This is a genomic window from Bradyrhizobium elkanii WSM2783, from assembly GCF_000472865.1.
GTDB lineage: Bacteria > Pseudomonadota > Alphaproteobacteria > Rhizobiales > Xanthobacteraceae > Bradyrhizobium > Bradyrhizobium elkanii_A.
On record NZ_AXAP01000004.1, the window covers coordinates 130,891 to 156,048 of the forward strand.

Annotated in this window: 19 protein-coding genes and 1 tRNA gene; 13 read left to right on the top strand and 7 right to left on the bottom strand. The window is 63.4% G+C overall.

Annotated features, from left to right (window positions below; translation table 11 throughout):
• Positions 1-89 precede the first annotated feature (89 nt).
• A complete protein-coding gene (locus YY7_RS0106030; RefSeq protein ID WP_028162440.1) occupies positions 90-1,409 on the top strand; it encodes an ActS/PrrB/RegB family redox-sensitive histidine kinase in 1,320 nt (439 codons plus the stop codon).
• Between the two features lie 105 nt (positions 1,410-1,514).
• Complete coding sequence (locus YY7_RS0106035) at positions 1,515-2,069, top strand: ActR/PrrA/RegA family redox response regulator transcription factor (protein ID WP_027583039.1); 555 nt, start codon at positions 1,515-1,517, stop codon at positions 2,067-2,069.
• Positions 2,070-2,207: 138 nt separating this feature from the next.
• Here the strand turns inward: YY7_RS0106035 and YY7_RS0106040 are convergent, their stop codons facing one another.
• Entirely contained in the window at positions 2,208-2,693 is a 486-nt protein-coding gene (locus YY7_RS0106040; protein WP_028162441.1) for an MmcB family DNA repair protein, read from the bottom strand.
• A gap of 120 nt (positions 2,694-2,813) precedes the next feature.
• Between YY7_RS0106040 and YY7_RS0106045 the strand changes: the two genes are divergently transcribed.
• Complete coding sequence (locus YY7_RS0106045) at positions 2,814-4,508, top strand: alpha-amylase family protein (protein WP_028162442.1); 1,695 nt, start codon at positions 2,814-2,816, stop codon at positions 4,506-4,508.
• On the opposite strand, the gene YY7_RS50870 is transcribed toward YY7_RS0106045, so the two are convergent.
• Positions 4,496-6,187: an alpha-amylase family glycosyl hydrolase gene (locus YY7_RS50870; protein WP_080663598.1), complete on the bottom strand. Its 1,692-nt coding sequence runs from the start codon at positions 6,185-6,187 to the stop codon at positions 4,496-4,498. The two genes, YY7_RS0106045 and YY7_RS50870, sit on opposite strands and share 13 nt — an antisense overlap.
• A 156-nt stretch (positions 6,188-6,343) precedes the next feature.
• A complete protein-coding gene (locus YY7_RS0106055) occupies positions 6,344-7,186 on the bottom strand; it encodes an RMD1 family protein (protein WP_051396559.1) in 843 nt (280 codons plus the stop codon).
• Between the two features lie 115 nt (positions 7,187-7,301).
• Here YY7_RS0106055 and YY7_RS0106060 point away from each other — a divergent pair, with 115 nt between their 5' ends.
• Entirely contained in the window at positions 7,302-7,970 is a 669-nt protein-coding gene (locus tag YY7_RS0106060; RefSeq protein ID WP_028162444.1) for an MBL fold metallo-hydrolase, read from the top strand.
• A gap of 33 nt (positions 7,971-8,003) precedes the next feature.
• On the opposite strand, the gene YY7_RS0106065 is transcribed toward YY7_RS0106060, so the two are convergent.
• Both YY7_RS0106065 and YY7_RS0106070 read right to left on the bottom strand, forming a co-directional pair.
• Entirely contained in the window at positions 8,004-9,197 is a 1,194-nt protein-coding gene (locus YY7_RS0106065) for an extracellular catalytic domain type 1 short-chain-length polyhydroxyalkanoate depolymerase (RefSeq protein ID WP_028162445.1), read from the bottom strand.
• A 141-nt stretch (positions 9,198-9,338) separates the two neighbouring features.
• On the bottom strand, positions 9,339-10,757 hold the full coding sequence (locus YY7_RS0106070; protein ID WP_028162446.1) for an MFS transporter: 1,419 nt from the start codon (positions 10,755-10,757) through the stop codon (positions 9,339-9,341).
• A gap of 334 nt (positions 10,758-11,091) precedes the next feature.
• Between YY7_RS0106070 and YY7_RS0106075 the strand changes: the two genes are divergently transcribed.
• The 4 genes from YY7_RS0106075 (at position 11,092) to YY7_RS0106090 (ending at position 15,318) form a co-directional block, all read left to right on the top strand.
• Positions 11,092-12,330: an LLM class flavin-dependent oxidoreductase gene (locus YY7_RS0106075; RefSeq protein WP_028162447.1), complete on the top strand. Its 1,239-nt coding sequence runs from the start codon at positions 11,092-11,094 to the stop codon at positions 12,328-12,330.
• 209 nt (positions 12,331-12,539) lie between these two features.
• Complete coding sequence (locus YY7_RS0106080; protein ID WP_028162448.1) at positions 12,540-13,463, top strand: LysR family transcriptional regulator; 924 nt, start codon at positions 12,540-12,542, stop codon at positions 13,461-13,463.
• A 110-nt stretch (positions 13,464-13,573) separates the two neighbouring features.
• A complete protein-coding gene (locus YY7_RS0106085) occupies positions 13,574-14,263 on the top strand; it encodes an SDR family NAD(P)-dependent oxidoreductase (protein ID WP_028162449.1) in 690 nt (229 codons plus the stop codon).
• A gap of 182 nt (positions 14,264-14,445) precedes the next feature.
• Positions 14,446-15,318, top strand: a complete 873-nt coding sequence (locus tag YY7_RS0106090; protein WP_028162450.1) for an NmrA family NAD(P)-binding protein — start codon at positions 14,446-14,448, stop codon at positions 15,316-15,318.
• Between the two features lie 808 nt (positions 15,319-16,126).
• Here YY7_RS0106090 and YY7_RS0106095 read toward each other — a convergent pair.
• Positions 16,127-16,969, bottom strand: coding sequence for an SDR family NAD(P)-dependent oxidoreductase (locus tag YY7_RS0106095; RefSeq protein WP_028162451.1), 843 nt, complete (start codon positions 16,967-16,969; stop codon positions 16,127-16,129).
• A gap of 195 nt (positions 16,970-17,164) precedes the next feature.
• On the opposite strand from YY7_RS0106095, the gene YY7_RS0106100 reads away from it, so the two are divergent.
• From YY7_RS0106100 to YY7_RS0106115, 4 genes are all read left to right on the top strand, one after another.
• Positions 17,165-18,127 (top strand): sensor histidine kinase, encoded by a 963-nt coding sequence (locus YY7_RS0106100; RefSeq protein ID WP_028162452.1) that lies wholly within the window; start codon positions 17,165-17,167, stop codon positions 18,125-18,127.
• 223 nt (positions 18,128-18,350) lie between these two features.
• Positions 18,351-20,093 carry a putative bifunctional diguanylate cyclase/phosphodiesterase gene (locus YY7_RS0106105; protein ID WP_028162453.1) on the top strand — a complete coding sequence of 581 codons (1,743 nt, stop codon included), beginning with the start codon at positions 18,351-18,353 and terminating at the stop codon, positions 20,091-20,093.
• A gap of 125 nt (positions 20,094-20,218) precedes the next feature.
• Positions 20,219-23,320 (top strand): bifunctional diguanylate cyclase/phosphodiesterase, encoded by a 3,102-nt coding sequence (locus YY7_RS50875; protein ID WP_080663599.1) that lies wholly within the window; start codon positions 20,219-20,221, stop codon positions 23,318-23,320.
• 103 nt (positions 23,321-23,423) lie between these two features.
• Positions 23,424-23,828, top strand: a complete 405-nt coding sequence (locus tag YY7_RS0106115) for a YccF domain-containing protein (protein WP_028162454.1) — start codon at positions 23,424-23,426, stop codon at positions 23,826-23,828.
• 4 nt (positions 23,829-23,832) lie between these two features.
• Here the strand turns inward: YY7_RS0106115 and YY7_RS0106120 are convergent, their stop codons facing one another.
• Positions 23,833-24,912 (bottom strand): LLM class flavin-dependent oxidoreductase, encoded by a 1,080-nt coding sequence (locus YY7_RS0106120; RefSeq protein ID WP_028162455.1) that lies wholly within the window; start codon positions 24,910-24,912, stop codon positions 23,833-23,835.
• Between the two features lie 127 nt (positions 24,913-25,039).
• On the opposite strand from YY7_RS0106120, the gene YY7_RS0106125 reads away from it, so the two are divergent.
• A tRNA-Arg gene (locus tag YY7_RS0106125) sits at positions 25,040-25,116 on the top strand.
• Positions 25,117-25,158: the final 42 nt, after the last annotated feature.

Genomic DNA, 25,158 nt, shown 5'->3' on the forward strand with positions numbered 1-25,158 from the left:
GAAGACGGGCAAGCCCGGCCATGACGGAGGCCAGAACAGCCAGATCACGCACGTTTGTGATCGAGCTGTCGTGTAGCTAGAGTGAGGATATGACCGACGTTGCCGCCTCCGATTTCCGCCAACCACGCCGTGTTCGCCTGGATACAATTCTGCGGCTGCGTTGGCTGGCGGCGCTCGGCCAGCTCGCCGCGATCTTCATTGTCGCGCAGGGCCTGGAATTCGACGTCCCCGTCATCCCCTGCATCGCCATCATCGCGCTGTCGGCGCTGCTCAATCTCGCCCTGCAGATCGCGTTCAACCCGATGCAGCGGCTGGAGCCGATCTATGCCGCGGCGCTGCTCGCGCTCAACATTGTCGAGCTTGCCGGCTTATTGTTCCTGACCGGCGGCCTGCAGAATCCGTTCTCATATTTGTTCCTGGCGCCGGTCCTGATTTCCGCCACCGCGCTGCCGGTCCGGCTGACGATCGCGCTCGGCTGTCTCGCGGTCGCCTGCGCATCGGCGCTGGTGTTCTTTCATTTGCCGCTGCCCTGGGACGCCGACGATCCGCTGGTGCTGCCGCCGATCTATCTGTTCGGCGTCTGGCTCTCGATCCTGCTCGCGATCGGCGTCACCAGCCTGTACGCGTTCCAGGTCACCGAGGACACGCGAAAGCTCTCGGACGCGCTGGCTGCGACCGAGCTGGTATTGGCGCGCGAGCAGCATCTGACCCAGCTCGACGGCCTTGCGGCCGCGGCCGCGCACGAGCTTGGGACGCCGCTCGCAACCATCTTCCTGATCTCGCGCGAGCTGGAAGATACGGTGAAGGACGGCCCGCTCGCCGCCGATTTGAAGACGCTGCGCGAACAGGCGCAGCGCTGCCGCGACATCCTGGGCAAGATCACCCAGCTCTCCTCCACCGGTGCGCCGTTCGACCGCATGAAACTGTCGACGCTGATCGAGGAGGCTGTTGCACCGCACCGCGATTTCGGCGTTGCAATCAAGGTGCGGCTTGCTGTCGCAGTCACCACGGAACCGGTCGGCGCCCGCAATCCCGCGATCCTCTATGGCGTCGGCAACATCCTGGAAAATGCAGTGGATTTCGCCAACCAAACCGTCGAGGTGAATGCTTGGTGGAATGCCGAGACCGTCGAAATCGTCATTTCCGATGATGGCCCCGGCATCGCCCCTGATATGCTGAACCGGATCGGCGAGCCTTATTTGTCGCGGCGCCGCAGCGCGGATGAGGCGCAAAACGGCCGCACAGGGCTTGGTCTTGGCGTTTTCATCGCGCGGACGCTGCTGGAGCGTACCGGCGCCAAGGTCACCTTCACCAACCGCGTATTTCCCGATCACGGCGCCGTGGTGCAGATCGTCTGGCCCCGCGATGTGTTCGAGACAAGCGACGCCGCCGACGAAATGATGGGCTGAACGCAATTCGACAATTTGACGCATTAACCGGTCGGTTTTGGGTGGCCTTGGCATCGCCGCAGTCACACGCCATATCTTTGGGGTTGGAGAAGGGATAGCAGAACCGTGAACGCCATCGCCGAACTGAACGATCAAGCCGACCGCTCATTGCTCATCGTCGAGGACGACAAGCCGTTTCTGGAGCGCCTGTCGCGCGCCATGGAGACCCGCGGCTTCACCGTGACATCCTGCGATACTGTGTCCGATGGCCTCGCGCAGATCGGAAAGGCCGCGCCTGCGTTTGCGGTGGTCGATCTGCGGCTCGGCGACGGCAACGGCCTCGACGTCGTCTCCGCGTTGAAGCGCAAGCGCCCCGATGCGCGCGCGATCGTGCTCACCGGCTATGGCAACATCGCCACCGCCGTGACCGCGGTGAAGATGGGCGCGATCGATTATCTCTCCAAGCCCGCTGATGCCGACGACGTCGTCGCGGCGCTGCTCGCAAGCGGCACCGAGAAATCCGAACCGCCGGCCAACCCGATGTCGGCCGACCGCGTGCGCTGGGAGCACATCCAGCGCATCTACGAAATGTGCAACCGCAACGTCTCGGAAACGGCGCGCCGCCTCAACATGCACCGCCGGACGCTGCAGCGCATCCTGGCAAAGCGCGCGCCGCGGTAATTTTGACGGCGCAACCGCCGTATCCCCTCATGGTGAGGAGCCGCAAAGCGGCGTCTCGAACCATGAGGCCTTGATCTCGCCCGTGGCCCATCCTTCGAGACGCCTGCTACGCAGGCTCCTCAGGATGAGGTCTGCCGTTCAAAACTCAGCATGCCCCTGCGGGTCGAGCAGGCGATTGAATCGCTGCGCCGCCGCGATCGCAAAGCGCACCGTCATCAGCTTGCGGGTCGGCGCCGGCAGCCGATGCTCCGGCGCCTCGCAATGCATGTGCGCGCCATAGGCATCCGCAATGATCAGGCCGGTGTCAGTAGGAAAGATCTCGCACGGCAGATCCTGCGTGAAGGCAAAGAACAGGCGGTCGCAATGGAGGCGATAGTCCTGCCATTTCTGGTCGGCGCGCAAGTCCTCCACCGACGACTTGATCTCGACGATCCAGATCTCGCCGCGCTCGTTCAGCGCCACGAGATCGGCACGCCGGCCCGACGGCAGCGGCAATTCGCTGATGCAGGAGAACCCGAGCGAGCGCAACAGTCGCGCCGTGCCGCGCGCGATCGCAAGCGCCGTCTCCGACTGGCGACGGTCCGGCGGCGGAACAAGGGCGATGTTGCGGGCGGACGATTCCATATCAATAACCTAGCCGATTCCGCCGGACCACCCAACATGGCTATGGCGGGAACCCAAGCTGCTCTCTCCGCTTAATAGACGGCCGCTGAATCACCCGGGCGGACCTGTGAGGGAAGCCCTGTGATCGACGACCTCTGGTACAAGAACGGCGTTATCTACTGTCTTTCCGTCGACACCTATATGGATGCCAATGGCGATGGTGTCGGCGATTTCAAGGGGCTGTTGCGCCGGCTGGATTATCTCCACGGGCTCGGCGTCACCGCGATCTGGCTAATGCCGTTCCAGCCCTCGCCAGGCCGCGACGGCGGCTACGACATATCGGACTATTACGGCGTCGATCCGCGCTATGGCACGCTCGGAGACTTCGTCGAATTCACCCACGGCTGCAAGCAGCGCGGCATCCGTGTCATCATCGACCTTGTCGTGAATCACACGTCCGACCAGCATCCCTGGTTTCGCGAGGCGCGCAAGAACAAAGAATCCCAGTATCGCGACTGGTATGTCTGGTCCGACAAGAAGCCGGCCAATGCCGGCACTGGCATGGTGTTTCCCGGCGTGCAGAAGTCGACCTGGAGCAGGGACAAGGAATCCGGCGCCTGGTACTTCCATCGCTTCTACGATTTTCAGCCGGACCTCAACACATCGAATCCGCATGTGCAGGCGGAGATCCTCAAGATCATGGGGTTCTGGATTCAGCTTGGCGTCTCCGGCTTCCGCATGGATGCGGTGCCCTTCGTGATTGCGACCAAGGGACCAAACGTCAAGAAGCCGGTCGAGCAATACGACATGCTGCGCGCCTTTCGCGAATTCCTGCAATGGCGCGAGGGCGACGCCATCATTCTGGCCGAAGCCAATGTGCTGCCGAAAACCGACATGGAGTATTTCGGCAGGGATGGCGACCGCATGCACATGATGTTCAATTTCCAGGTCAACCAGCATCTGTTCTATGCACTCGCCTCCGCCGACTCGCGTCCGCTCGCAAAAGCGCTCGAGGCGACAAAGCCGCGACCGGCGACGGCGCAGTGGGGCCTGTTCCTGCGCAACCATGACGAACTCGATCTCGGCCGCCTGACCGACGCGCAGCGCAAGATCGTGTTCAAGGCGTTCGGTCCCGACAAGGAGATGCAGCTCTACGATCGCGGCATCCGCCGCCGCCTCGCGCCGATGCTGGGCGGCGACCGGCGCCGGCTCGAACTGGCCTACAGCCTGATGTGCACGCTGCCGGGCACGCCGGTCATCCGTTACGGTGACGAGATCGCGATGGGTGACAATCTCGATCTGCCCGAGCGCGGCTGTGCGCGCACGCCGATGCAATGGTCGACGGAGCCGCATGCCGGATTCACGAAGGGCGACAGGCCGACGGCGCCCGTCATCGATACCGGCCCTTACGGTTATGAGCACGTCAACGTCGCCAAGCAGCGCCGCGATCCCAATTCAATGCTGAACTGGACCGAGCGCATCATCCGCATGCGCAAGGAAGTGCCGGAGGTCGGCTGGGGCGACTTCAGCATCATCGACACGCATGATCCAGCCGTATTCGCGATCCGCTACGACTGGCGCAACAATTCGGTGCTGTTCGTCCATAACCTCGATGACAGACCGTGCGAGGTGGCCTTTCGGGCCGGGCTTCCCGGTGACACCGGCAAGCTCCTGATCAACCTTCTCACGGAAGACCACAGCCGCGCCAATGGCCGCGGTCAGCACCGGCTATTGCTCGAGGCCTATGGCTACCGCTGGTACAGGGTCGGCGGGCTCGATTATCTGTTGAAACGCAGCGATATCGATCAGGCCGACAAAGGCGGTCACCCGGCCTGATCATCGATGTCGGCCGATTCGCCCTGCTCCAGCTCTGGCTGGTGGAGGTCGGCCGCATCGCGATCTCGGTGCCCCGGTGGGGCGATGATGACGCCTTCATTGCCGCGCAGCTCGAGCACGCTTTCGATCGTCTCTCCCTCGCGGTCGAGGAAGGTCGACAGCAGGATTTCGCTGCCGAAAGCGATCGCGCTCGAGGTGACCGCGGCCGGCTCGGCCCCCAGGTTCAGCGCCACGATCAGCGCGCCGTCCTCGCCACGCCGGCGATAGAGCAGGATGTCGCCTTGCGCGGCGACCCGTTCATAGCTGCCGGTCACGAGCTGTGGCCATTGCCGACGAAGCGCGATCAGCGCCTTGTACAGGTTGAGGATCGACGTCCTGTCGGCGCCGAGACTGGCGACGTTTTCGCGCAGCGCATCATGGGCGAGCGGCAGCCAGGGCTTTGCCGTCGAGAAGCCGGCATTGGGCTCGGCGTCCCATTGCATCGGCGTGCGGCAGCCGTCGCGGCCGACGCCGATACCCGGCACGTTCCTTTCGAAGGGATCGCGCACTTCATTGGGCGCGATCGGAACCTGGCGCATGCCGATCTCGTCGCCGTAATAGAGCGTCGGCGTGCCGCGCAGCGTCAGCAGCAGCATGGCGGCGACGCGCGCCTGCTCAGGCCCGACCCGGCTCGCGACCCGCGGCCGGTCGTGATTGCCGAGCACCCAGTTCGGCCATGCGCCCTGTGGCAGCGCCTTCTCATAATCCTCGATGATCCGCTCGATCGAGCGCGCGCTCCACAAGGTCGACAGCAGCGCGAAGTTGAACGGCATCTGCGCGCCGGTGAGATCATTGCCGTAATAGGCGACGAGGCGATGCAGCGGCAGATAGATCTCGCCGATCAGCACGCGGGCCTCGAATTCGTCGGTGACGCGCCGCATCTCGGCGATCACCTCGTGCACCTCCGCCTGGTCGGTGGAATATTGCGTCAGAAACTTCTCATGCGGCGGCCGGCCCTCGTGATAATGCGGATTGGGCGGGTTGTCGCGAAACTTGGCGTCCTTGATCAGATGCCAGATGACGTCGACGCGAAAGCCGTCGACGCCCTTGCCGAGCCAGAACCGCATCACGTCATAGATTGCCTGGCGGACCTCCGGATTGCGCCAGTTCAGGTCCGGCTGCTGGGCCAGGAAGGCGTGGTAATAATATTGCCCGCTCTCGCTGTCATATTCCCAGGCGCTGCCGCCGAATTCCGACAGCCAATTGTTCGGCGGTCCGCCGCCCGGCTTCGGATCGCGCCAGATGTACCAGTTGCGCTTGGGGTTATCCCGCGAGCTTCGCGATTCGATGAACCAGGGATGCTGGTCCGAGGTATGGTTCGGCACCAGATCGAGGATCAGCTTCAGCCCCGCGTCGTGGGCTGCAGCGACCAGCGCGTCGAAATCCTCCATCGCGCCGAACTGCGGATCGATGCCGGTGTAGTCGGAAATGTCGTAGCCGAAATCGACCATTGGCGACGGATAGATCGGCGACAGCCAGAACGCATCGACGCCAAGTTCTCTCAAGTACGGCAATCGCCGCAAAATTCCCTTAAGATCGCCGACGCCGTCGCCGTTGGAATCCTGAAACGAGCGCGGATACACCTGATAGAAGACGCCGCGCCGCCACCAATCTTTTTCAATATCGCCCAAATCACTCATATCGTCACGTCACCCTTCAATTCAGGCTTGAACGTGGCAAGGCGCTAACGCGTGGCGCGTTTGCGTGAAAATTTCGATGCATAACGTATTAATGATTCGCATCGAAGCGAGCCGCGAGCTCCGCTTCACCTCACCCCGCTTGCGGGGAGAGGAACATCACACGTGGCGGCCGGTCGCGAGCTGGTAGATGGTGATCAACACCTCGAACAGGATCAGCAAGACGATGATCAGCTCGAGCCGCAGCGAGCGGCGGGTATCGATGATGTCGGTCAGGACCTGCGCGGTCTCGGCGATGACCGCGAGCTTGCGGTTGAGCGATTCGGTGCGCTCCTTCAGTTCGTATTCGTCCTCGAGCCGGGCATAGAGCCGCTCGAGCTGCGGCTTGTCCCAGAGGATATCGGGCTTCTCGGACACTTCGACCGGCCCCGAGACGCGATGACGGACCGACAAGGCATTGCCGATGTGCTTCAGGATCGCGCTGCGGCTGCGATGGATCTGTCCGCTCTTGGCGAGCTCGCGCGCGAACGGCTCGGTCGTGTCGAATACCGCGGCGACCTCGCGCTCATGGCGCGCCAGCACGACGCTCTTCGCCAGCGCCTCGCCGACCAGGATCAGCCGCTCCGGCGACAGGCTCTGCAGACAGATCGGACCGCCCGGCGGAATTTGATCGTCCTTCTCGGAGGCGAGCTCGATGGTGGCGCTCTCCTCCTCGCGCCGCGCAAACGGCGCGACCAGGCGCGACTGCAGCCCGCGCAGGAACTCCTCCTCCTCCAGCGCATTCAGGCCGATCAGGACCACGACACCGTAACGGAACAGGATCGCGACGCCGTTGTCATTGACGCGGAACGCCAATGGCGTCGTCGCCAGTACATCGCTGCGCTCGAGCCCCGACGTGTTCAGGCGCTCGGCCACAAAGAAGGCGCGGGCCGTGGTGCGCGGGCCTCCGAGCGGCGACCGCGAAACCTGGCTCACGGGATGTTCCGTCACGGTGGATGCCATTCCTCTTTCACACTACATGTTCAAGAACTGTGCAATCCTATCACAGACCGGCCAATGGGCGCAGGATGTTCCGGACCCTTGTTGACGGGGTCCAAGGGAAGAATAAGGTGCCGCCATGGATGACAAAACCGAAACAAAACCGAAGGCCGGCGCCATCATCGTGCCGGTGACGCTGTTCGAGCAGAACTGCACCATCCTCTGGCACGAGCCGAGCAAGAAGGCGGTCGTGATCGATCCTGGCGGGGACGTCCCGAAGATCCAGGAGGCGATCAAACAGACCGGCGTCAGCGTCGAGAAGATCTGGATCACCCATGGCCATATCGACCATGTCGGCGGCGCCGCCGAACTGCGCGATGCGCTGAAGGTGCCGATCGAGGGCCCGCATATCGCGGACAAATATCTGCTCGACAATGTCGTTGCGAGCGGCGCGCGGTTCGGCATAAGCGGCGTTCGCGACTTCGCGCCGGACCGCTGGCTCGAGGAGGGAGAGCAGGTCACGATCGGCGAACTCACCTTCGAGATCCTGCATTGCCCCGGCCATTCGCCGGGCAGCGTCGTGTTCTTCAACCGCGAATTGCGCTTCGCCCATCTCGGCGATGTCTTGTTCAACGGCTCGGTCGGCCGCACCGATCTGCCCGGCGGCAGCCACGAGACGCTGATCAGGTCGATCAAGGAGAAGCTGCTGCCGCTCGGTGACGATGTCGGCTTCATCTGCGGCCACGGCGCCGGCTCCAGCATCGGCCAGGAGCGGATGACCAACCCGTTCATCACCGGCGAGCTTTGAGCGGCGGCGCAGCTTGTCCTCGCGGCGTCAGAACTATTTCATCAAACCGGCGGCCGTCAGCGCCCGGGTGATCACGTCGCTGATCTCGCGGGCACGGCCACGGAGATTCCGTGACGGCACAGTCTGACGCGAGGGAGTGGCGCGCGGCAAGGGCATCGGCTGCTTTGCCGCTTCCTTTGCGACCGGCTGCGTCACAAGCTTGACCGCTTCTCTCGGAGCCGGCGCGGATCGGCGGGTCCGTTCGGTGAGGCCGAAGAAATTCGCGATGTGGTAGGACGACGAAATCCCGGCCTCGATCAGGAAGGCGCCGGCTTCGCCGTAACGTTCGTCATTGGCGGCGACACCAAGCGGCGTGCCGTGGGCCATGCCGGTGATGGTGTAGGACTCGACGACGGTCTCGCCGTTCGAATCCCACCACACATCACGCGGATAGCCGTCGACCAACGTCGCCGCCATCGGCGCCTCCGGCAGGCCGTGCACGTCGAGCCATTGCCTGACGATCGCGTCCGCATTGCCGGGATTGACGGTGCGATCGGCACTGCCATGCCAGACCGAAACCTTCGGCCACGGACCGTTATGCTTCCACGCGCCGCGCACCAGATCGCCCAATTCAGTGGCGGTACGCGACGACGCCTGCATCATGCCATTGAGGGCTTCGCGCAGATTGGTGGCGATGCCGAATGGCAGGCCGGCAACGATCGCGCCGGCCGCGAACACGTCCGGATAGGCCGCGAGCATCACCGAGGTCATGGCGCCGCCGGCGGAGAGTCCGGTGATGTAGATGCGGCGCGGATCGAGCTTGTGATCGACCACCATGCGCGCGATCATCTGACGGATCGAGCCAGCCTCGCCCTTGCCGCGCTTGATGTCCGCCGGATTGAACCAGTTGAAGCAGGTGTTGGCGTTGTTCGCGACCTGTTGCTCCGGAAGCAGCAGCGCAAAGCCATAGTGACGCGCAAGCGTCGACCAGCCCGCACCGAGATCGTAACCGGCCGCGGTCTGGCCGCAGCCGTGCAGCACGACCACCAGCGCGGCACCGCGCGGCAACTCTTCCGGCACGAACGAATACATCTTCAGCGCGCCGGGATTCGATCCGAAATCGGCGGTCTCGACCAGCGGACTGTCGACCGCAGGTGCAAGGCTTCGCCCGTAGACGGCGGCAAGCCCATTGAATCCGCTCAGCCGGGGCAGATGGCTTAGGAACTCGATGTTCTTGGCAAGTGACAACAGCAACTCCTGAGGTGATTTCGTCCAGCCTCGGCCAAATCACATAGTTGCTGCAGCGCAAAATAAAAAGTCCGTATACTGTCCTTTCCCGCGAAATCGTGAGGCGGCCGGTAAATTCGTGATCGCAAGATTAATTTGTGATCATGTTGCACGCCGCATCCATGACAGGAATGCGGCGCAAATGATGATCGACAGCCCAAACAATGCGCATGCCGCATGCAGCGCCAGCCGCGCTGACCCTGCGACTTCGATCGCGAAGAACACGGCGCCAATTGCGGCCACACCGGACGCATTGCCGATCTGCGCCGTAGTGCCGTAGATGCCGGAACCCGCGCCCGCGCTCGCGGGTTTCACCGTCGAGAGCACTGCACTCGAGAGCGGCGCCATCACCAATCCTTGCCCGTAGCCGAAGATCATCAGCACCAGCGCAAGCGACGGCGCGGAAGGCGCCTCAACCAATGCCGCTGTCACGGCAATCGCGGCAAGGCCCACAATCTGCAGCGCGCAGCCCTCGATCAGCACCAGCGTGCCGCGATGCCTGGCCCGTGCGCCGCTATGGCGCGAGGCGACCACGAAGGTGAGCGCAGCCGGCATGAAGACCAATCCGGCCTGAAGCGGCGGAATATGCAGCGCGTTCTGCATGAACATGGTCATGATCAGATAGAATGAGAGATTGGCGAAGAAGAAAAAGAACACGGCAACCAGTCCGCGCATGAAGGCTGCGTCAGTCAGCAGCGCCAGATCGATCAGCGGCATGCCGCCGCCGCGCGCGATCACGCGTTCGAGCCGGACGAACGCGGCGATGATCACAGCGCCGCCCGCCATCACCAGCCACACCCAGGGCGACCAGTGCACGTCATGCCCGAACAACAGCGGTCCGATCAGGCACAGCAATCCCGCAAACAGCACGACCGCGCCGGGAATGTCGAGCCTCGTGCCGGCGCGATGCGGCACCGTCGGCATAATCCTGAGGGCCGCGGCAATGATGACGATGCCGAAGGGCACGTTGACGAAGAACACCGCGCGCCAGCCAAGCCCGGCGAGATCGAGCGTCACCAGCACGCCGCCGAGCAGGAAGCCGGCGGCGCCGGAGAGGCCCAGCACGATGCCGTAGATGCCGAAGGCACGGGCGCGCGCGGAATCCGCAAACAGCAGATGCAGCGTCGCCAGCACCTGCGGCACCATCAGCGCCGCGGTCGCGCCCTGCGCCAATCGCGCGATGATCAATTCAGGTCCGGATTGCGCAAGCCCGCACCACAGTGACGCCAGGCTGAAACCCGCAACGCCGGCGACGAACACGTTCCTGGTGCCGTAGATGTCGCCGAGCCGGCCGCCGGTGACCACCAGCGTCGCATAGGCGATCAGGTAGATCGCAATCACGGCTTCGATCTCGGCCGCGCTCGCATGCAGCTCCGCCGCGATGGTCGGGATCGCGACATTGACGATGAAGGCATCGACGCCGAACATGAATTGCGCGGCGACCACGGTCGCCAACACCCACCAGCGCCGCGAAGAATCCACTGACATAGGCTCACTGACATAGGTGACGATCTGGTGCATGGCGGGGCGTCCCGTTCAAAATCTGTTGTGCCCGCAGGCTACAGATTCGGCACATTCCGGCGATTACCTCCGAGGTAAGCGTCGCAGCAGGAATCGTAGGGTGGGCAAAGCGAAGCGTGCCCACCATTGCGGGCGGAATGCTTGATGGTGGGCACGTCGCTGCGCTCCTTTGCCCACCCTACGATCGCGTGCCTAAAATTCGCGGGCGGCGGCAAGCTGCGCCGCCCGCGCAACAACCATGCAGGCCCGGCGGGCTTGGAGCATTGCGTCGCACCTGCCCTGCCCGTAGGGTTGGCGCAACTAACGACAACAACAATCCTGGAGAAAACACCCAATGGCGCGCCTGAAATTCGGAGCCTTCCTCGCCCCGCATCATCCGATCGGCGAGCATCCGCTGCTGCAATTCCGCCGCGACCTCGATTTCGTCCAGCAGCTCGACGAGCTCGGCTATGACGAGTTCTGGTGCGGCGAGCATCACTCCTCGGGCTGGGAGATGATCGCTTCGCCGGAGATGTTTCTGGCCGCCGCCGGCGAGCGCACCAAGCGGATCAAGCTCGGCACCGGCGTGATCTCGCTGCCCTATCACCATCCGTTCAACGTCGCCCAGCGCATGGTGCAGCTCGACTACATGACCGGCGGCCGCGCCATTTTCGGCTCCGGCCCCGGCGCGCTCGCTTCCGACGCGCACACGCTCGGCATCGACCCGATGACTCAGCGCGACCGGCAGGACGAGGCGATCGCAATCATCCGCCGCCTGTTCAACGGCGAGCGCGTCACCGCAAAGAGCGACTGGTTCGTGATGAACGATGCCGCGCTGCAGATCCTGCCCCTGCAGGAAGACATGCCGTTCGTGGTGGCCTCGCAGATCTCACCCTCCGGCATGACGCTCGCCGGCAAATACGGCATCGGCATCATCTCGCTCGGCTCGATGTCGACCCAGGGCCTGATGGCGCTGCCGCAGCAATGGCAATTCGCCGAGGACGCCGCCAAGAAGGCCGGCACCACCGTGAGCCGGTCGAACTGGCGGGTGCTGCTGTCCTGGCACATCGCCGAGACCCGCGAGCAGGCGCGGCGCGAGGCCGGCGCCGGGCTGATGCGCTGGCACAACGAATATAATGTCGGCACTTTGATGCGGCCCGGGCTGACCGCATTCTCCTCACCGGACGAGGCCGTCGACAAGACTGCTTTCGTCGAGGGTGCGGCCTCCACCATCGGCACGCCTGACGATCTGGTGAAGATGATCAAGAACCTGGTGCAGGTCTCCGGCGGCGTCGGCACCATCGTCGGCTTCGCCCATGACTGGGCCAATCCGGAAAACACAAGGCGAAGCTGGGACATGGTGGCGCGCTATGTGATCCCCGAGATCAACGGCTTTATCGAGCCCTTGCGCAAGTCGCAGAAATTCGTGATCGAGAACCGCGCGATCTTCGAACGCGCCGGCCAGGCCGTGATGGCCAAGATCATGGAGAACGACAAGGCCGCCGCCGCGCTCGCGCATACCGGCCCCGGCCGTGTCGCGATCCCCACCGTCAACGCGCCTGATCTGCAGGAAGCCGCCAAACGCAAAGCGTGAGGGTTCGGTCCACCTCTCCCGCTCGCGGGAGAGGTCGCTGCGCCAAAGACGGAGCGGGCGAGGGCTTTCTCCACCCAAAGAATGTCAATCGCGGAGACACCCTCACCCCGACCCTCTCCCGCAAGCGGGAGAGGGAGCGCAACCGCCTGCGCTATTGATCCAACGACACTCCCGTTCCATCATTACTGACACACAGTCATGGTGAAGCAATGCCCTTCGACGGCCGCCTGTTGGCGGGAATCAGCGTGCTGGCGGCGGTGGTGCAGACCAAAAGCTTTGCCCGCGCCGCCGATACGCTCGGCATCACCGCCTCCGGCGTCAGCCGGGCGGTTGCGCGACTCGAAGCGCGCGTCGGCGTGCGGCTGTTCGACCGCACCACGCGCTCGGTGGCGCTGACCGACGAAGGCCGCCGCTTCTATGAACAAGTGGCGCCGCTGCTGGCCGGGATCGAGGACGCCGCGAGCACCGCGTCGGGATCATCAGGCGTGGTCCGCGGCCGGCTGCGCGTCGACATCGATCCCTATTTCTCGCGCATGATCCTCTCTGGCCATATCGGCGGCTTCTTGCGCCAGCATCCGGAGCTGAAGCTGGAATTGATCACGCGCGAGCATGTCGGCGATCTCGTCGCCGATGGCATCGACGTTGCGATGCGCTTCGGCGAACCTCCCGCCGGCCCGCTGATCGCGCGCAAATTGCTGGAGACGCGCGTGCTGACCGTCGCCTCGCCCGGCTACCTCAGGAAGCACGGCCGTCCCAAGCATCCTGGCGAACTGCAGCATCATCCCTGCATCCAGTTCATCGACCCGCTGTCCGGACAGCTTTTCGAATGGGAATTTCATGCGGGCAAGAAAGTTCTGCCGGTGAAGACCTCGAGTGCGTTAGTGCTGACCGACATCGGCACCATGATCAACGAATGCATCGCCGGCACAGGGATCGCACAACTGCTGGCCATCGGCGTGCAGCCGCTCTTGGACTCGGGCCGGCTGATCGAATTGTTTCCGGACTGGCCGGGCGAGACCTTCCCGCTCTACGCGCTGCATCCCTCGCGACACCACCCACCGGCGAAAGTCCGCGCCTTCATCGACTTCGCGCTCAAGGCGGCACAGGGCGCAGCCCGTTCGCGTGCGGAGTAATTGATGACCATCGATCACCAGTCACATGACATATCCGCACTGGGATCATCAGTACCTGAGTGAGAGAGTCCATCCAGCAGATCAAACGATCTCGGAAAGGATCGCTCTCAATGGCAACCAGGAAAACCGCTCTCATCATCGGCGCCTCGCGCGGGCTTGGTCTTGCGCTCGCCGAGGAATATTGCGGCCGCGACTACCAGGTGACCGCCACCGTGCGCGCCCCGTCGAAAGCGCTGGATGATCTTGCCGCGCGCTTTCCTGTAAGCCTCGAGATCGAGACTGTCGACACCACCGAGCCGGCCTCCGTCAAGGCGCTGAAGCAGCGCCTCGGGAATCGCATCATCGACACCTTGCTGGTCAATGCCGGCATTTGCCTCGCGCGTGAGAACACGCCGATCGATGCTGATGTCAACGACTTCGTCGCGATGATGGTGACCAACGCACTGTCGCCGATGCGCGTGGTCGAAACCTTCGAGGACCAGGTGCCGCCGCGTGGCATCATTGCGGTGATGTCATCCGAGCTCGGCAGCATCGCCGCCAATCGTGGTTTCTGGGAGCTCTACAGCGCAAGCAAGGCCGCGCTCAACATGCTGATGAAATGCTTCAGCCAGCGGCATCCCGGTGACCCGCGAGCGATGCTCTTGATCGCGCCGGGATGGGTGCGGACCGAAATGGGTGGCAGCCAAGCAATACTCTCGATCGAGGAGAGCATCCCGGCTGTCGTGACCGCGGTTGAGGCCCGCGCCGGCAAACCCGGCCTGAAGTTCATGAGCCGGCACGGCGACAGCCTGCCCTGGTAGCCGATTTCTACCCGCAGCCCGGGTGAAGCCAACGGGTCGCGCGAACGCGCGCCCGATGACAGGCTCCGCGTTACCCGGGTAACCGTGCCGCCGCATAACAACCATCCCGGGTTGCGCTTCGCTTCACCCGGGCTACGGGTCGCACAATCGGGGGCGATCATATCAGGCCAAAGGAGAGAGACATGTACACGCTCATGGGAGTCACGGGAAAGGTCGGCGGCGCCACAGCCCGCGCGCTGCTCGCGGAGGGCAAGCGGCCGCGCGTCATCGTGCGGGATCGCGCCAAGGGCGAGAGCTGGGCCGCACAGGGATGCGAGATCGCGATCGCCGATCTCGGCGATGCCAATGCGCTGGGCCGCGCCTTCGAGGGCGCGGAAGCCGCGTTTGTGATGCTGCCGCCGCTGTTCGATCCCTCGCCTGATTGGCGCGAAGCTAAAGCGATGATCGCTACGTTGCGCGCGGCGCTGACACGCGGCGCGCCCAAACGCGTGGTGGCGCTCTCGACGATCGGCGCCGATGCCGAGCGGCCGAACCTGCTCAGCCAACTCGGCCTGCTCGAGCGCGCGCTCTCGACGATCGCCATGCCGGTGGCTTTCCTTCGCGCCGCCTGGTTCATGGAGAACGCGGCATTCGATCTCGCCTCAGCCCGGGATCGCGGCGTCATCACAAGCTATCTGCAACCGCTCGATCGCGCGGTGCCGATGATCGCCACCGCTGACATCGGCAACACCATCGCCGATCTCTTGCAGCAGCAGTGGAGCGACACCCGCATCGTCGAACTCGAGGCCGCCGAGCGCGTCAGCCCCGCGGCCATCGCTGCGGCGTTCTCAAAGGCGCTCGGCAAGCCGGTTCGGGCCGAGGCAGTGCCGCGCGAACAATGGGAAACGATCTTTCGCGAGCAGGGCATGCGCAATCCGCTGCCGAGAATGCAGATGATCGACGGCTTCAACGAGGGTTGGATCGACTTTGCGGATAAAGGCGCCAATGCCCGCAAAGGCGCGGTGTCGATCGACTCCGTGATCGCCGCGCTCGTGAAGGGCAATACTTCGGCATGAGCTGCCCGTCATTGCGAGCGCAGCGAAGCAATCCATGCTTCCGCAGGTGGTTGCTGTGGATTGCTTCGCTGCGCTCGCAACGACAATGTGGACACAATGGGTGCGACAAATCAACCCGACGGGCAAATCAGTGGAAATGTGTCCATCCCTCTCGCGAAAAATAAATCGCTTAACCCGTCGGGCAAATCAGTGATTTAACTCCGCGCGTCTCACCCAAGAGAGGGGCGGGTCGCGATCGTCACGAACGTTGCGGTGAGATGCGGTGGACGTGATGGATGTGACTGACGAGCACACGCATCACGGACGGCGAAGTCGTGTGGTCCTGGCGCCCCGACGCTGGCGCTAAGCTTCTATGAAGTGACGGTGGCAAAAGAGCCCGGTCACCGGGGAGAGCACGAAGGAAACCGTAACACCATCGCGCAGGGAGAGCCGGAATGCTTCGGTTGAACCTGTGGTCCTACCCCCGTGCTTTTTGTTGCACGGGACCCATGGGTGCAACCAGCACCCGGCTTTCCCTGCGCCCTCTGCTGATTGAGAGGGTGGAAAGTGAAGCAAACCTCGGGCGCAACGCGTCGCGAGAACGCGACCTCACATCCTCACGCTGTTTGAAATTTGAATCATAAGTCACGACGACGCCGTAGGGTGGGCAAAGCGAAGCGTGCCCACCATCCCGAGCACGGCGCTGGATGGTGGGCACGGCGCAAGTGCGCCTTTGCCCACCCTACGCCTCTGCAACCGCTTAGTCGCGCCACAACAACATCTGTGGTTATGGGTCCCCGCCTTCGCGGGGACGACACCGGCGCTAGATCTATCCCCCGCCCTGATCAAACGCCTTGCGGAGCGCGACGTAGCCCTGCTGCTGCTGGGTCCAGTTGCGGCCGCCGGTGATGGCGCCGTCGATGACGAGGTCGTGGCCGTTGATGAAGGAGGATTCGTCGCTGGCGAGGAACACGGCGGCGTGCGCGATGTCATCGGGCAGGCCGGCGCGCGGGATCGGCTGGGCGGTCTTGTAGACCTCGCGCATCACGGCCGGCGTCTTCTCCGCGGCGTCAGTCGACAATCCCAACGCCTTGCCGAAGATGCCGGTCGCGATCGCGCCGGGCGAGATCGAGTTGACGCGGATGCCGGACTCGCCGAGCTCCATCGCCACGCATTTGGTCAGATGGATCACCGCGGCCTTTGCCGCGCCATAGACCACCGAGGACGAAAAGCCGGCAAGCCGTCCCGCGATGCTGCCATTGTTGATGATGCTGCCGGAGCCCTGCTTCTTCATGTGCGGCGCGACATGCTTCATGCCGAGCATGACGCTGCGCACCAAGGTTGCCATCGCGGCATCGAAACGGTCGACCTCCAATCCCTCGATGCCGCCGGTCTGCGCCGGGCCGCCGGCATTGTTGAAGAGGCAGTCGACCTTACCGAATTTTTCCAGCGTCAGCGCGATCAGCGCCTTCATCTGCTCTTCCACGGTGACGTCGGTCTGGCGGAAGATGCAGTTGGCGCCAAGCGCCTTGGCCAAGGCTTCGCCTTCGGCGACGCGCCGCCCGGCGATGACAACCTTCGCACCCTCGGCGACGAAAACCTCCGCCGTGCGCAGGCCGATGCCGCTCGTGGCGCCCGTGATCACCGCGACCTTGCCGTCCAAGCGTCCCATGTCAATACCCTCTTAAGTTGTCGATCGAATTCCATGAACTGGGATATTCCTGCCACAGGCGGAACAAGGCAAGCGGACTGTTCGGTGCACAACGCCGCCAGCTGTGGCCTGCGGCCCTCTGCCGGCCACAAATCGCAGCTTACCCGTCGGTTCGGCCTTATTTTGGATTCGCTGATCACCTGAAGTGACAAAGCCATGAAGAGATTGATCGACGAGTTCAGGTGCGGCTGGCGCGGGGACGCCCCGCCATCGCTCGCGCTCGGCATCGGCTTTGCGATCACCTGTCTGGCGCTGGCGACGGCGGTCCGGTGGGGCCTGTCCCAGCTCCGCCCCGACGTATTCTTTACGCCATACTTTCCGGCGGTGTTCTTCGCCGGCGCGTTCGGCGGCTTGCGCATCGGAATCCTGACCGCGCTTGCAGGCGGCCTGCTCGGCCTCGCCCTCAATTTCGGCAGCACGGTCACCGATCCGACGCGGATCGCGTTGCTTTTGATGTTCTGGGTGGTCTGCGGCCTGACGATCTGGGGCGTCGAGCACTACCGCTCGATCGTCGCCGAGCAGCAGCGGATCGCCAAACGCCTGATCGGCGAGCAGGACTACCGCAAGCTCGTGTTCGACGAATTGCAGCACCGGCTGAAGAACAAGTCCTCCACCATTCACGCCGTGCTGCACCAGGCGCTGCAGGACCAGCCGCAGATCTGGAGCCGCATCGATCATCGCATCCGCGCGCTGTCGGCGACCGACGACCTGATCGCGAAGGTTGACGGCAACGGATGCGATATCCAGGACCTCCTGATCTCCGAACTTGGTCCCTACGGCCACGTCCGGTTCAGCCTGAACGGCGATCGCCTGTTCCTGCCGGCGAAGCTGGCGGTGAGCCTGGCCTTGATCTTTCATGAACTCGCCACCAACGCCGGCAAGTATGGCGCGTTTTCCTCCGCGCGCGGCTTCCTGCAGGTATCATGGTCGGTATCCGACGATCGCCTCACCATCACCTGGGACGAGACCGAGGGCCCGGCCGTAGAGAAGATCGGCGAGCCGGGCTTCGGCACCAGGCTTTTGAAATCGGCGCTCAGGCCATTCGACGGCAAGACCGACGTCAGCTATCTCAAGACCGGTATTCACTGCACCATGCAGTGCCGGATTCCCACGGCTTGAGCGCGCTTTTTCGCGCTCCGCGCCGAAGCGAAGGTGAAACGAAACACAGCCGCAAGCACTCGATGATCGGGTTGACGCTCTGTTAATGACGATTGAGGCGGCGTCTGTTGAAATCTCCTATCGACACAGATGTCGCGGTTTTTCTCAGTTCCACTTAACCAAAACTACAAGGGACTTTGCCAAGTTCGCGCGCATGCACAGTCCCACAAAGCACGACTTTCAGATGGCCACGGCGGCGGCCACGAATGAGAGCGAACTCCATTCCGAATTGCGGATTCTGCGCGATGTCGTCAGGTTGTTGCCTGCGGGCGTCACGGTCCAGGACGAGCACGGCGACTTCCTGGTCGTTAACGATGCCGCCGCAGCGCGCTTCCAATTGGCAAGCGATGCAATGGCCTCGCAACTCGACGAACGCCGCGAGACCTGTCTCGAATTGCTACGCAACGGCCGCTCCGCCGTGCTGGAGGAAGCGGTTGCTTCCGGCGCCACCAGGCAGGTGTTCCTCACCGCGCATCGGCCGGTGCGGATCGCCGACCGCAGTCTCCTGCTGTCGACCTCCGCAGACATCACCGAGCAGAAGGCGTTCGAGGATCAGCTATTCCGCTCCGCCTATTATGACGAACTGACCGGCCTGCCGACGCGCCGCGTGATCGAGCACCGCGTCAACAGCCTGTTGCGCCGTGACGATGCAGATGGCCATTTCGCGCTCGCCTTCCTCGACATCGACAATTTCAAGCACATCAACGACTATTACGGCCACGCCATCGGCGACGCGCTGCTGGTCGAGATGACCCGGCGGCTCAGCCTGTCCTTGCGCGAAACCGACATTCTGTCGCGCATCTCCGGCGACGAATTCCTGCTGCTGCTCAATCCGATCCAGACCGAGCAGGAGGTCGCCGACTACATCGAATTCATGCTGCAGCGGTTGAAGGCGCCGTTCTTCATCGACCAGTCGGAGATCTTTGCCTCCACCTCGATCGGCGTGAGCCTTTATCCCGAGCATGGCCGAAGCTACGACGAGCTGCGCCAGAACGCCGACATCGCGATGTATCGGGTCAAGCACGGCGGCAAGGGTGCCGCGGCCTTCTTCGACGCCAGCATGGAAGTCGAGGCCATGGCGCGGATGAAGATCGAGCAGTCGCTGCGGCTCGCGATCCTGGAGAAGCGCTTCTGTTGCGCCTTCCAGGCCAAGGTCGATCTCAGGACGCAGGAGGTCAGGGGCATCGAGGCGCTGGTGCGGCTGCGCGACAATGAGGGCGTGATCCAGGCGCCCGGCACTTTCGTCAACCTCGCCGTCGAGCTCGGGCTGATCGACGAACTGACCCATCTGGTGCTGGCGGAGATCGTGAGATCGATCGACCTGATCAACAACACCTTTGGTCCCGACGCTTCCATCAGCATCAACGTCGCGGCCAAGCAGGCCGCCAATCCCGAATTCATGCGCCCGTTCGCCCGCGCGCTCGAGGAGACGGGATACCCGAAGCGCTTCATGATCGAGGTGACGGAAGACGCCTTCGTCACCAAGTCGCATTTCCAGGAGGAGATCCTGCCGATACTGCGCCGGATCGGCGTCGGGATCTCGATCGATGATTTCGGCATCGGCTATTCGTCGCTGTCGGCGCTCGCCGACATCACCGCCGACGAGATCAAGATCGACCGCTCATTCATCACCGACATCCATAAGCGCCCGCGCAGCCAGGGCATCCTGCGGGCGATCGAGTCCTTGAGCGAGGCGCTCGGCATGACCGTGATCGCGGAAGGCATCGAATCCTACGAGGAACTGGCCTACCTGCAGGCCGCGACCAAGATCCGCTACGCCCAGGGTTACTATTTCTCGAGACCGATCTTCCTGGACGACCTCAAGCCGTCGATGCCGCTGACGAGCGAAGCGCGGGCCCACCTGGCGAGCCGGGCGATGGAGGAGGCGCGTCCCGCTTACACCCGGACAAGCAGGTATCGGCGCTGAGGAGTGGCGCCCCTACAACCATTGCGAGGAAATACTGCGAGATCCCAATTAAGCGTTGAGTAACCGGATTTCCTAACCGCTTGTGACAATTTTGCGTTGTATCCCTGCCTCCCGGGAATTCGGGAATGCGCAATCCTTCAAAGCACATCCATAGGATCATCCTTCGCGCGAAGGTATTCCGCCGCCACTTCGCCGCGACGATCCGCGGCCCGGTGCTGTGGTTGACGCTCTGCGGCGGATTGCTGGTGACCGCGATCTTTGCCGGCACCATCCTGATGGTCGGCCAATTCCGTGAGCGCGCCCTGCACAACAGCGAGCGCGAACTGGAAAACACCGTGCTGATGCTGACGCGCCACTTCGACCAGCAGTTCGAAGACTCCGCGACGATCGCTTCCGACCTGATCTCACAATTGCGGATTCCGGAGCTTGCCTCGCCCGAAGCGTTCAAAGAACGGATGTCGACCGTCGAAGTGCACCATGTGCTGAGATCGAAGGGCCTGTCCTATCTCGGCGACGTCTCGCTGTTCGACACCGACGGGCACATCATCATCTGGTCCGGACCGCTGCCGGTGCCGAAGCTCGACATATCCGAGCGGGCCTACTTCAAGAGCTTCAAGTCCAATCCGACCACGGAAACCGTTCTCGCCGAAGCGGTCCGCAGCTATCGCAACGGCAAACTCAATACCGTGATCGCCCACCGCTTGACCGGGCACAACGAAATCTTTCTCGGGATCATGACGCGGCGCATCGATCCCGCGAACTATGAGAAGTTCTTTGCTTCCGTCGCTCCAGGCGAGAGCGCCACCATCGCCCTGTTTCACGCCGACGGGACCTTGCTCGCTCGTCATCCGCGCATCGATGAGATGATCGGACGGAATTTCGCTTCCGCCCCGCTGATGCGAGAGGTGCTGGCGAAGGGAGGCCAGCATACCCTGCGCGTCGAAAGCCCGGTCGATGGAATGAAGCGGCTGGGCTCGGCGGCGCGGCTCGGCCATTTCCCCGCGGTCGTGATCGCAACCAATTCCATCGACGCGGCGCTCGCCGACTGGCGTGCCCAGACCAAATTCCTGGTCGTCGCCGCTACGCTCGCCGCGCTGGTGGTTGCAGGGGTGCTGTTCCTGATCATCCGCGAGATCAACAAGCAAAACCGCCAGGCGCGGCAACGGCTGAAGGCGGAGCGGCAGCGGCTCGATACGGCGCTTAACAACATGATCCAAGGGCTGGTGCAGTATGACGCCACTGGGCGCATCGTCGCCTTCAACCGGCGCTATCTCGACATGTTCCAGCTCTCGACCGACGTCGCGAAGCCGGGATGCCATTTCCGCGACCTGATGCTCCACCGCCAGGTGAAGGGATTGTTCGACGGCGATGTCGACGCATTCTGCACCTCGGTCATGGACAATATCGCCCAAGGCCAGGTTGATCGCCGACTGATCGGTTGCGCGGACGGCCGCTGGTTTTCGGCCATCAGCACGCCTCTCAAGCACGGCGGGTGGATCACCACCGTCGAGGACATCACCGAGCGCTGCAGGCTCGAGCAGGAGCGCGACCGGAACTTCGCGTTCCTGCGCGAGATCATCGACCACATCCCCTCGCAGATCACCGTCAAGGATGCGCAGGACCGGCGCTATCTCCTGGTCAACCGGGTTGCCGAGGAGCAGTTCGGCATTTCGCGCGAGCTGATCTTCGGCAGGACCGCATTCGATGTCTTTCCGGCCGCCTCCGCGCGAATAATCACCTCGGACGACGAAAGGTTGCTGGGATCCACCGACGGCTTCTACAGGGACGAACACCTCTGGAAGACCCAGGCCAAGGGCGAACGCTACATCACCTCGAAACGCATCGGCATCCGCGATCAGGCCGGCGCGACGCGCTATATCATCAACGTCGTCGAGGACGTGACCGAACGCAAGCTCGCGAACGAAAGGATCACCTATCTTGCGCATTACGATGCGCTGACCGATCTGCCGAACCGCGTGCTGTTCCGTGCGCAGATCGCACGCGAGCTCGAAAGGGCAATGCGCGGAGAACGGTTCGCATTGCTTTACATCGATATCGACGAGTTCAAGGCCATCAACGACTCGCTCGGCCATCATGTCGGCGACGAGTTGCTGAAGACGCTGGCCGCACGGATCAAGGCCTGCCTCAAACCCGGCGACCTGATCGCCCGGCTTGGCGGCGACGAATTCGCGGTGATCCAGACCGCAGTTGATGCAACCGGTGATGTCGCGGAATTCGTGACGCGGATCCATGGCGCGATCCGGCAACCTTGCGACTGCCTCGGGCATCATCTTTCCACCGACGCCAGCATTGGCATCGCGCTGGCGCCGCAGGACGGCACGGAACTCGACCAGCTCATCAAGCACGCGGATCTGGCGATGTATGCCGCCAAAGCCGGCGGGCGCCGGACCCATCGCTTCTTCGAGCCGGCAATGGATGAAAGCGCCCAGGCCCGCCTCGCCATGGAGCAGGACCTGCGGCAAGCCATGGTGGAAGGCGGTTTCGAAATCCACTACCAGCCGCTCTTGGACTTGAGGACCAATCAGGTCGCGGGCTGCGAGGCCCTGTTGCGCTGGCGTCATCCGGAGCGCGGCATGATCTCTCCTGCCGAGTTCATTCCGGTGGCCGAAGACACCGGACTGATCAACGAGCTCGGCGACTGGGTGCTACGCACGGCCTGCACGGAAGCGGCCGCCTGGCCATCCCACATTCGGCTCGCCGTCAACGTCTCGCCGGTCCAGCTCAAATGCGAAACACTGGCGTTGCGGATCACGGGCGCGCTCACCGCCTCCGGCCTCGCGCCCGGTCGGCTGGAGATCGAGATCACGGAGGCGGTGCTGATCAGGGACGATGAAGCCGCGCTCGCGATCCTGCATCAGCTCCGCGCCATCGGCGTGCGCATCGCGCTCGACGATTTCGGCACCGGCTATTCCTCCTTAAGCTATCTGAAGCGGTTTCCGTTCGACAAGATCAAGATCGACCGATGCTTCGTCAGCGACATCGAGGTCGACGGTTCCTCAACCATCGTGCAGGCGGTGGTGAATATCGCTGCGTCGCGCAACATGACCACCGCGGTCGAAGGCGTCGAAACCGAGCAGCAGCGAAAACTATTGCGCGAGCTGGGCTGCACGCAGATGCAAGGCTTCCTGTTCAGCGCGCCGAAGCCGGCATCGGAGATCAGGCGATTGCTCGACATGGACCAGATGGCGACGCGGGTTTTGGCCTAGAGTCGATCGGGCGGCTATCTTGCGCGACGGCGATGGCGTACAAATATGGGGTGCGAGCCCGACCACGAGGCAATCTGGCCATAGGGCAATGGCGAGTGAACCCATGTCCCCTCTTTCCATCCTCCTCAATGTGCTCTGGATCCTGATCGGCGGCGCGTGGATGGCGTTTGGCTGGCTTGTCGCCGCGATCATCATGGCGATCACGATCATCGGCCTGCCCTGGGCGCGCGCGGCCTTCAATATCGCTGTCTATACCCTGTTGCCGTTCGGTTCGCGGGCCGCGCGCCGCGACGAAATCACCGGCGTGAGCGACGTCGGGACCGGCCCGCTCGGGCTGATCGGCAACCTGATCTGGTTCGTGCTCGCGGGCTGGTGGCTTGCGCTCGGTCACCTCGTCACGGCGATCATCTGGGCGGTCACCATCATCGGCTTGCCCTTCGCCTGGGCGCACCTCAAGCTTGCCGGCATCGCGCTGTGGCCGATCGGCAAGACGATCGTACCCGCTTGATCCCTTACGCAGCCAAGCGGCCGCGATTGTGCTGGGCAAGGATCGGGCGGATCAGCCGCCCGAAACGCTCGGCCTCTTCGTCATGCAGATAGCCGGACAGGCAGAAGGAATGGCAGCCGGCATCAATGAATTGCTGCAGCATGTCGGCGCATTGGACGGGATTGCCGACCACCGCAATGCCGGCGCCGGGCCGGACCTTGGTGATGCCGGTCCACAGATGCGGCAACAGGAGGTCGCCATGCTCGCGCGCAAGCTGCTGCACCCGTTGATTGGCCGCTGAATTGTTGTAGAGCGTCTTCATCTCCTGTTTCTGACGTTCGGTGGCATGACGCACCAGGCGGTCGGCCGCCTCCCACGCGTCCGCTTCGTTCTCGCGGCAGATCACCTGCAGCCGCATACCGAAACCAATCTCCTGCTCGCGGCCGTGGCTGCGCGCCAGCGCCCTGATTTCGGCGATGTTCTGCGCGATGCGCTCCGGCAGGTCGCCCCAGAACAGATGCACATCGGAGTGTTTCGCCGATAATTCCCACGCCTGCCGCGAGCCGCCGCCGAGATAGAATTTCGGAAACGGCTGCTGCAGCGGCCGCGGCCGGATATGCGCGCCCGACAGCGAGTGGAACCTGCCATTGAAATGCACCGGCCCGCGCGTGGTCCACAGCGCCTTCAGGATCGAGACCTCCTCGTCCATCAGCGCGTAGCGCTCTTCCTTGGCGTAACTGATACCCTCGGCTCCGACCTCGCTCTCGTTCTGGCCCGCGATCAGGTTGATACAGATGCGCCCGCCCGACATCTGGTCGAAGGTCGAGATCATCTTGGCAAGCAGCACCGGATTGATGTAGCCGGGACGCGCCGCGATCAGCGGCTTGATCTTCGACGACCGCGCCGCCATGAAGGCGCCCGTGATCCAGGCCTCCCAGCACACCGAGCCAACCGGGATCAGCAAATATTCAAAGCCCGCCGCTTCGGCGGCCTGCACGACCCGCTCGCAGAGTTCCGGCGAGCCCGCCACCTGGGCTTCCATCAGCCCATAGGCGGTGGTGTCGCCATGCGTCGGCAAATACCAGCCAAATTCGAGCGGACGCATGACGATCTCCCCAAGCAGATGGCGCTTTTCGCGCGGTTCTACCGGCAGTTTACAGCCTGCATCTCGCCAGACAATCGCTCTCAAGACCGTTGCCGATGGGGGACCAATCGGCTAAATGAACCGTCAGGCACCCGTAGCTCAGCTGGATAGAGCGTTGCCCTCCGAAGGCAAAGGTCACACGTTCGAATCGTGTCGGGTGCGCCATTTATCCCCATTTTACAGCGCGATAGCGCGCCAGAACCGAAC

Coding starts and splice junctions, on each gene's coding strand:
- YY7_RS0106030 (WP_028162440.1), top strand. CDS start 90: ATGACCGACGTTGCCGCCTCCGATTTCCGCCAACCACGCCGTGTTCGC.
- YY7_RS0106040 (WP_028162441.1), bottom strand. CDS start 2,693: ATGGAATCGTCCGCCCGCAACATCGCCCTTGTTCCGCCGCCGGACCGT.
- YY7_RS50870 (WP_080663598.1), bottom strand. CDS start 6,187: ATGAGTGATTTGGGCGATATTGAAAAAGATTGGTGGCGGCGCGGCGTC.
- YY7_RS0106055 (WP_051396559.1), bottom strand. CDS start 7,186: ATGGCATCCACCGTGACGGAACATCCCGTGAGCCAGGTTTCGCGGTCG.
- YY7_RS0106060 (WP_028162444.1), top strand. CDS start 7,302: ATGGATGACAAAACCGAAACAAAACCGAAGGCCGGCGCCATCATCGTG.
- YY7_RS0106070 (WP_028162446.1), bottom strand. CDS start 10,757: ATGCACCAGATCGTCACCTATGTCAGTGAGCCTATGTCAGTGGATTCT.
- YY7_RS0106075 (WP_028162447.1), top strand. CDS start 11,092: ATGGCGCGCCTGAAATTCGGAGCCTTCCTCGCCCCGCATCATCCGATC.
- YY7_RS0106080 (WP_028162448.1), top strand. CDS start 12,540: ATGCCCTTCGACGGCCGCCTGTTGGCGGGAATCAGCGTGCTGGCGGCG.
- YY7_RS0106085 (WP_028162449.1), top strand. CDS start 13,574: ATGGCAACCAGGAAAACCGCTCTCATCATCGGCGCCTCGCGCGGGCTT.
- YY7_RS0106090 (WP_028162450.1), top strand. CDS start 14,446: ATGTACACGCTCATGGGAGTCACGGGAAAGGTCGGCGGCGCCACAGCC.
- YY7_RS0106095 (WP_028162451.1), bottom strand. CDS start 16,969: ATGGGACGCTTGGACGGCAAGGTCGCGGTGATCACGGGCGCCACGAGC.
- YY7_RS0106100 (WP_028162452.1), top strand. CDS start 17,165: ATGAAGAGATTGATCGACGAGTTCAGGTGCGGCTGGCGCGGGGACGCC.
- YY7_RS0106105 (WP_028162453.1), top strand. CDS start 18,351: ATGGCCACGGCGGCGGCCACGAATGAGAGCGAACTCCATTCCGAATTG.
- YY7_RS50875 (WP_080663599.1), top strand. CDS start 20,219: ATGCGCAATCCTTCAAAGCACATCCATAGGATCATCCTTCGCGCGAAG.
- YY7_RS0106115 (WP_028162454.1), top strand. CDS start 23,424: ATGTCCCCTCTTTCCATCCTCCTCAATGTGCTCTGGATCCTGATCGGC.
- YY7_RS0106120 (WP_028162455.1), bottom strand. CDS start 24,912: ATGCGTCCGCTCGAATTTGGCTGGTATTTGCCGACGCATGGCGACACC.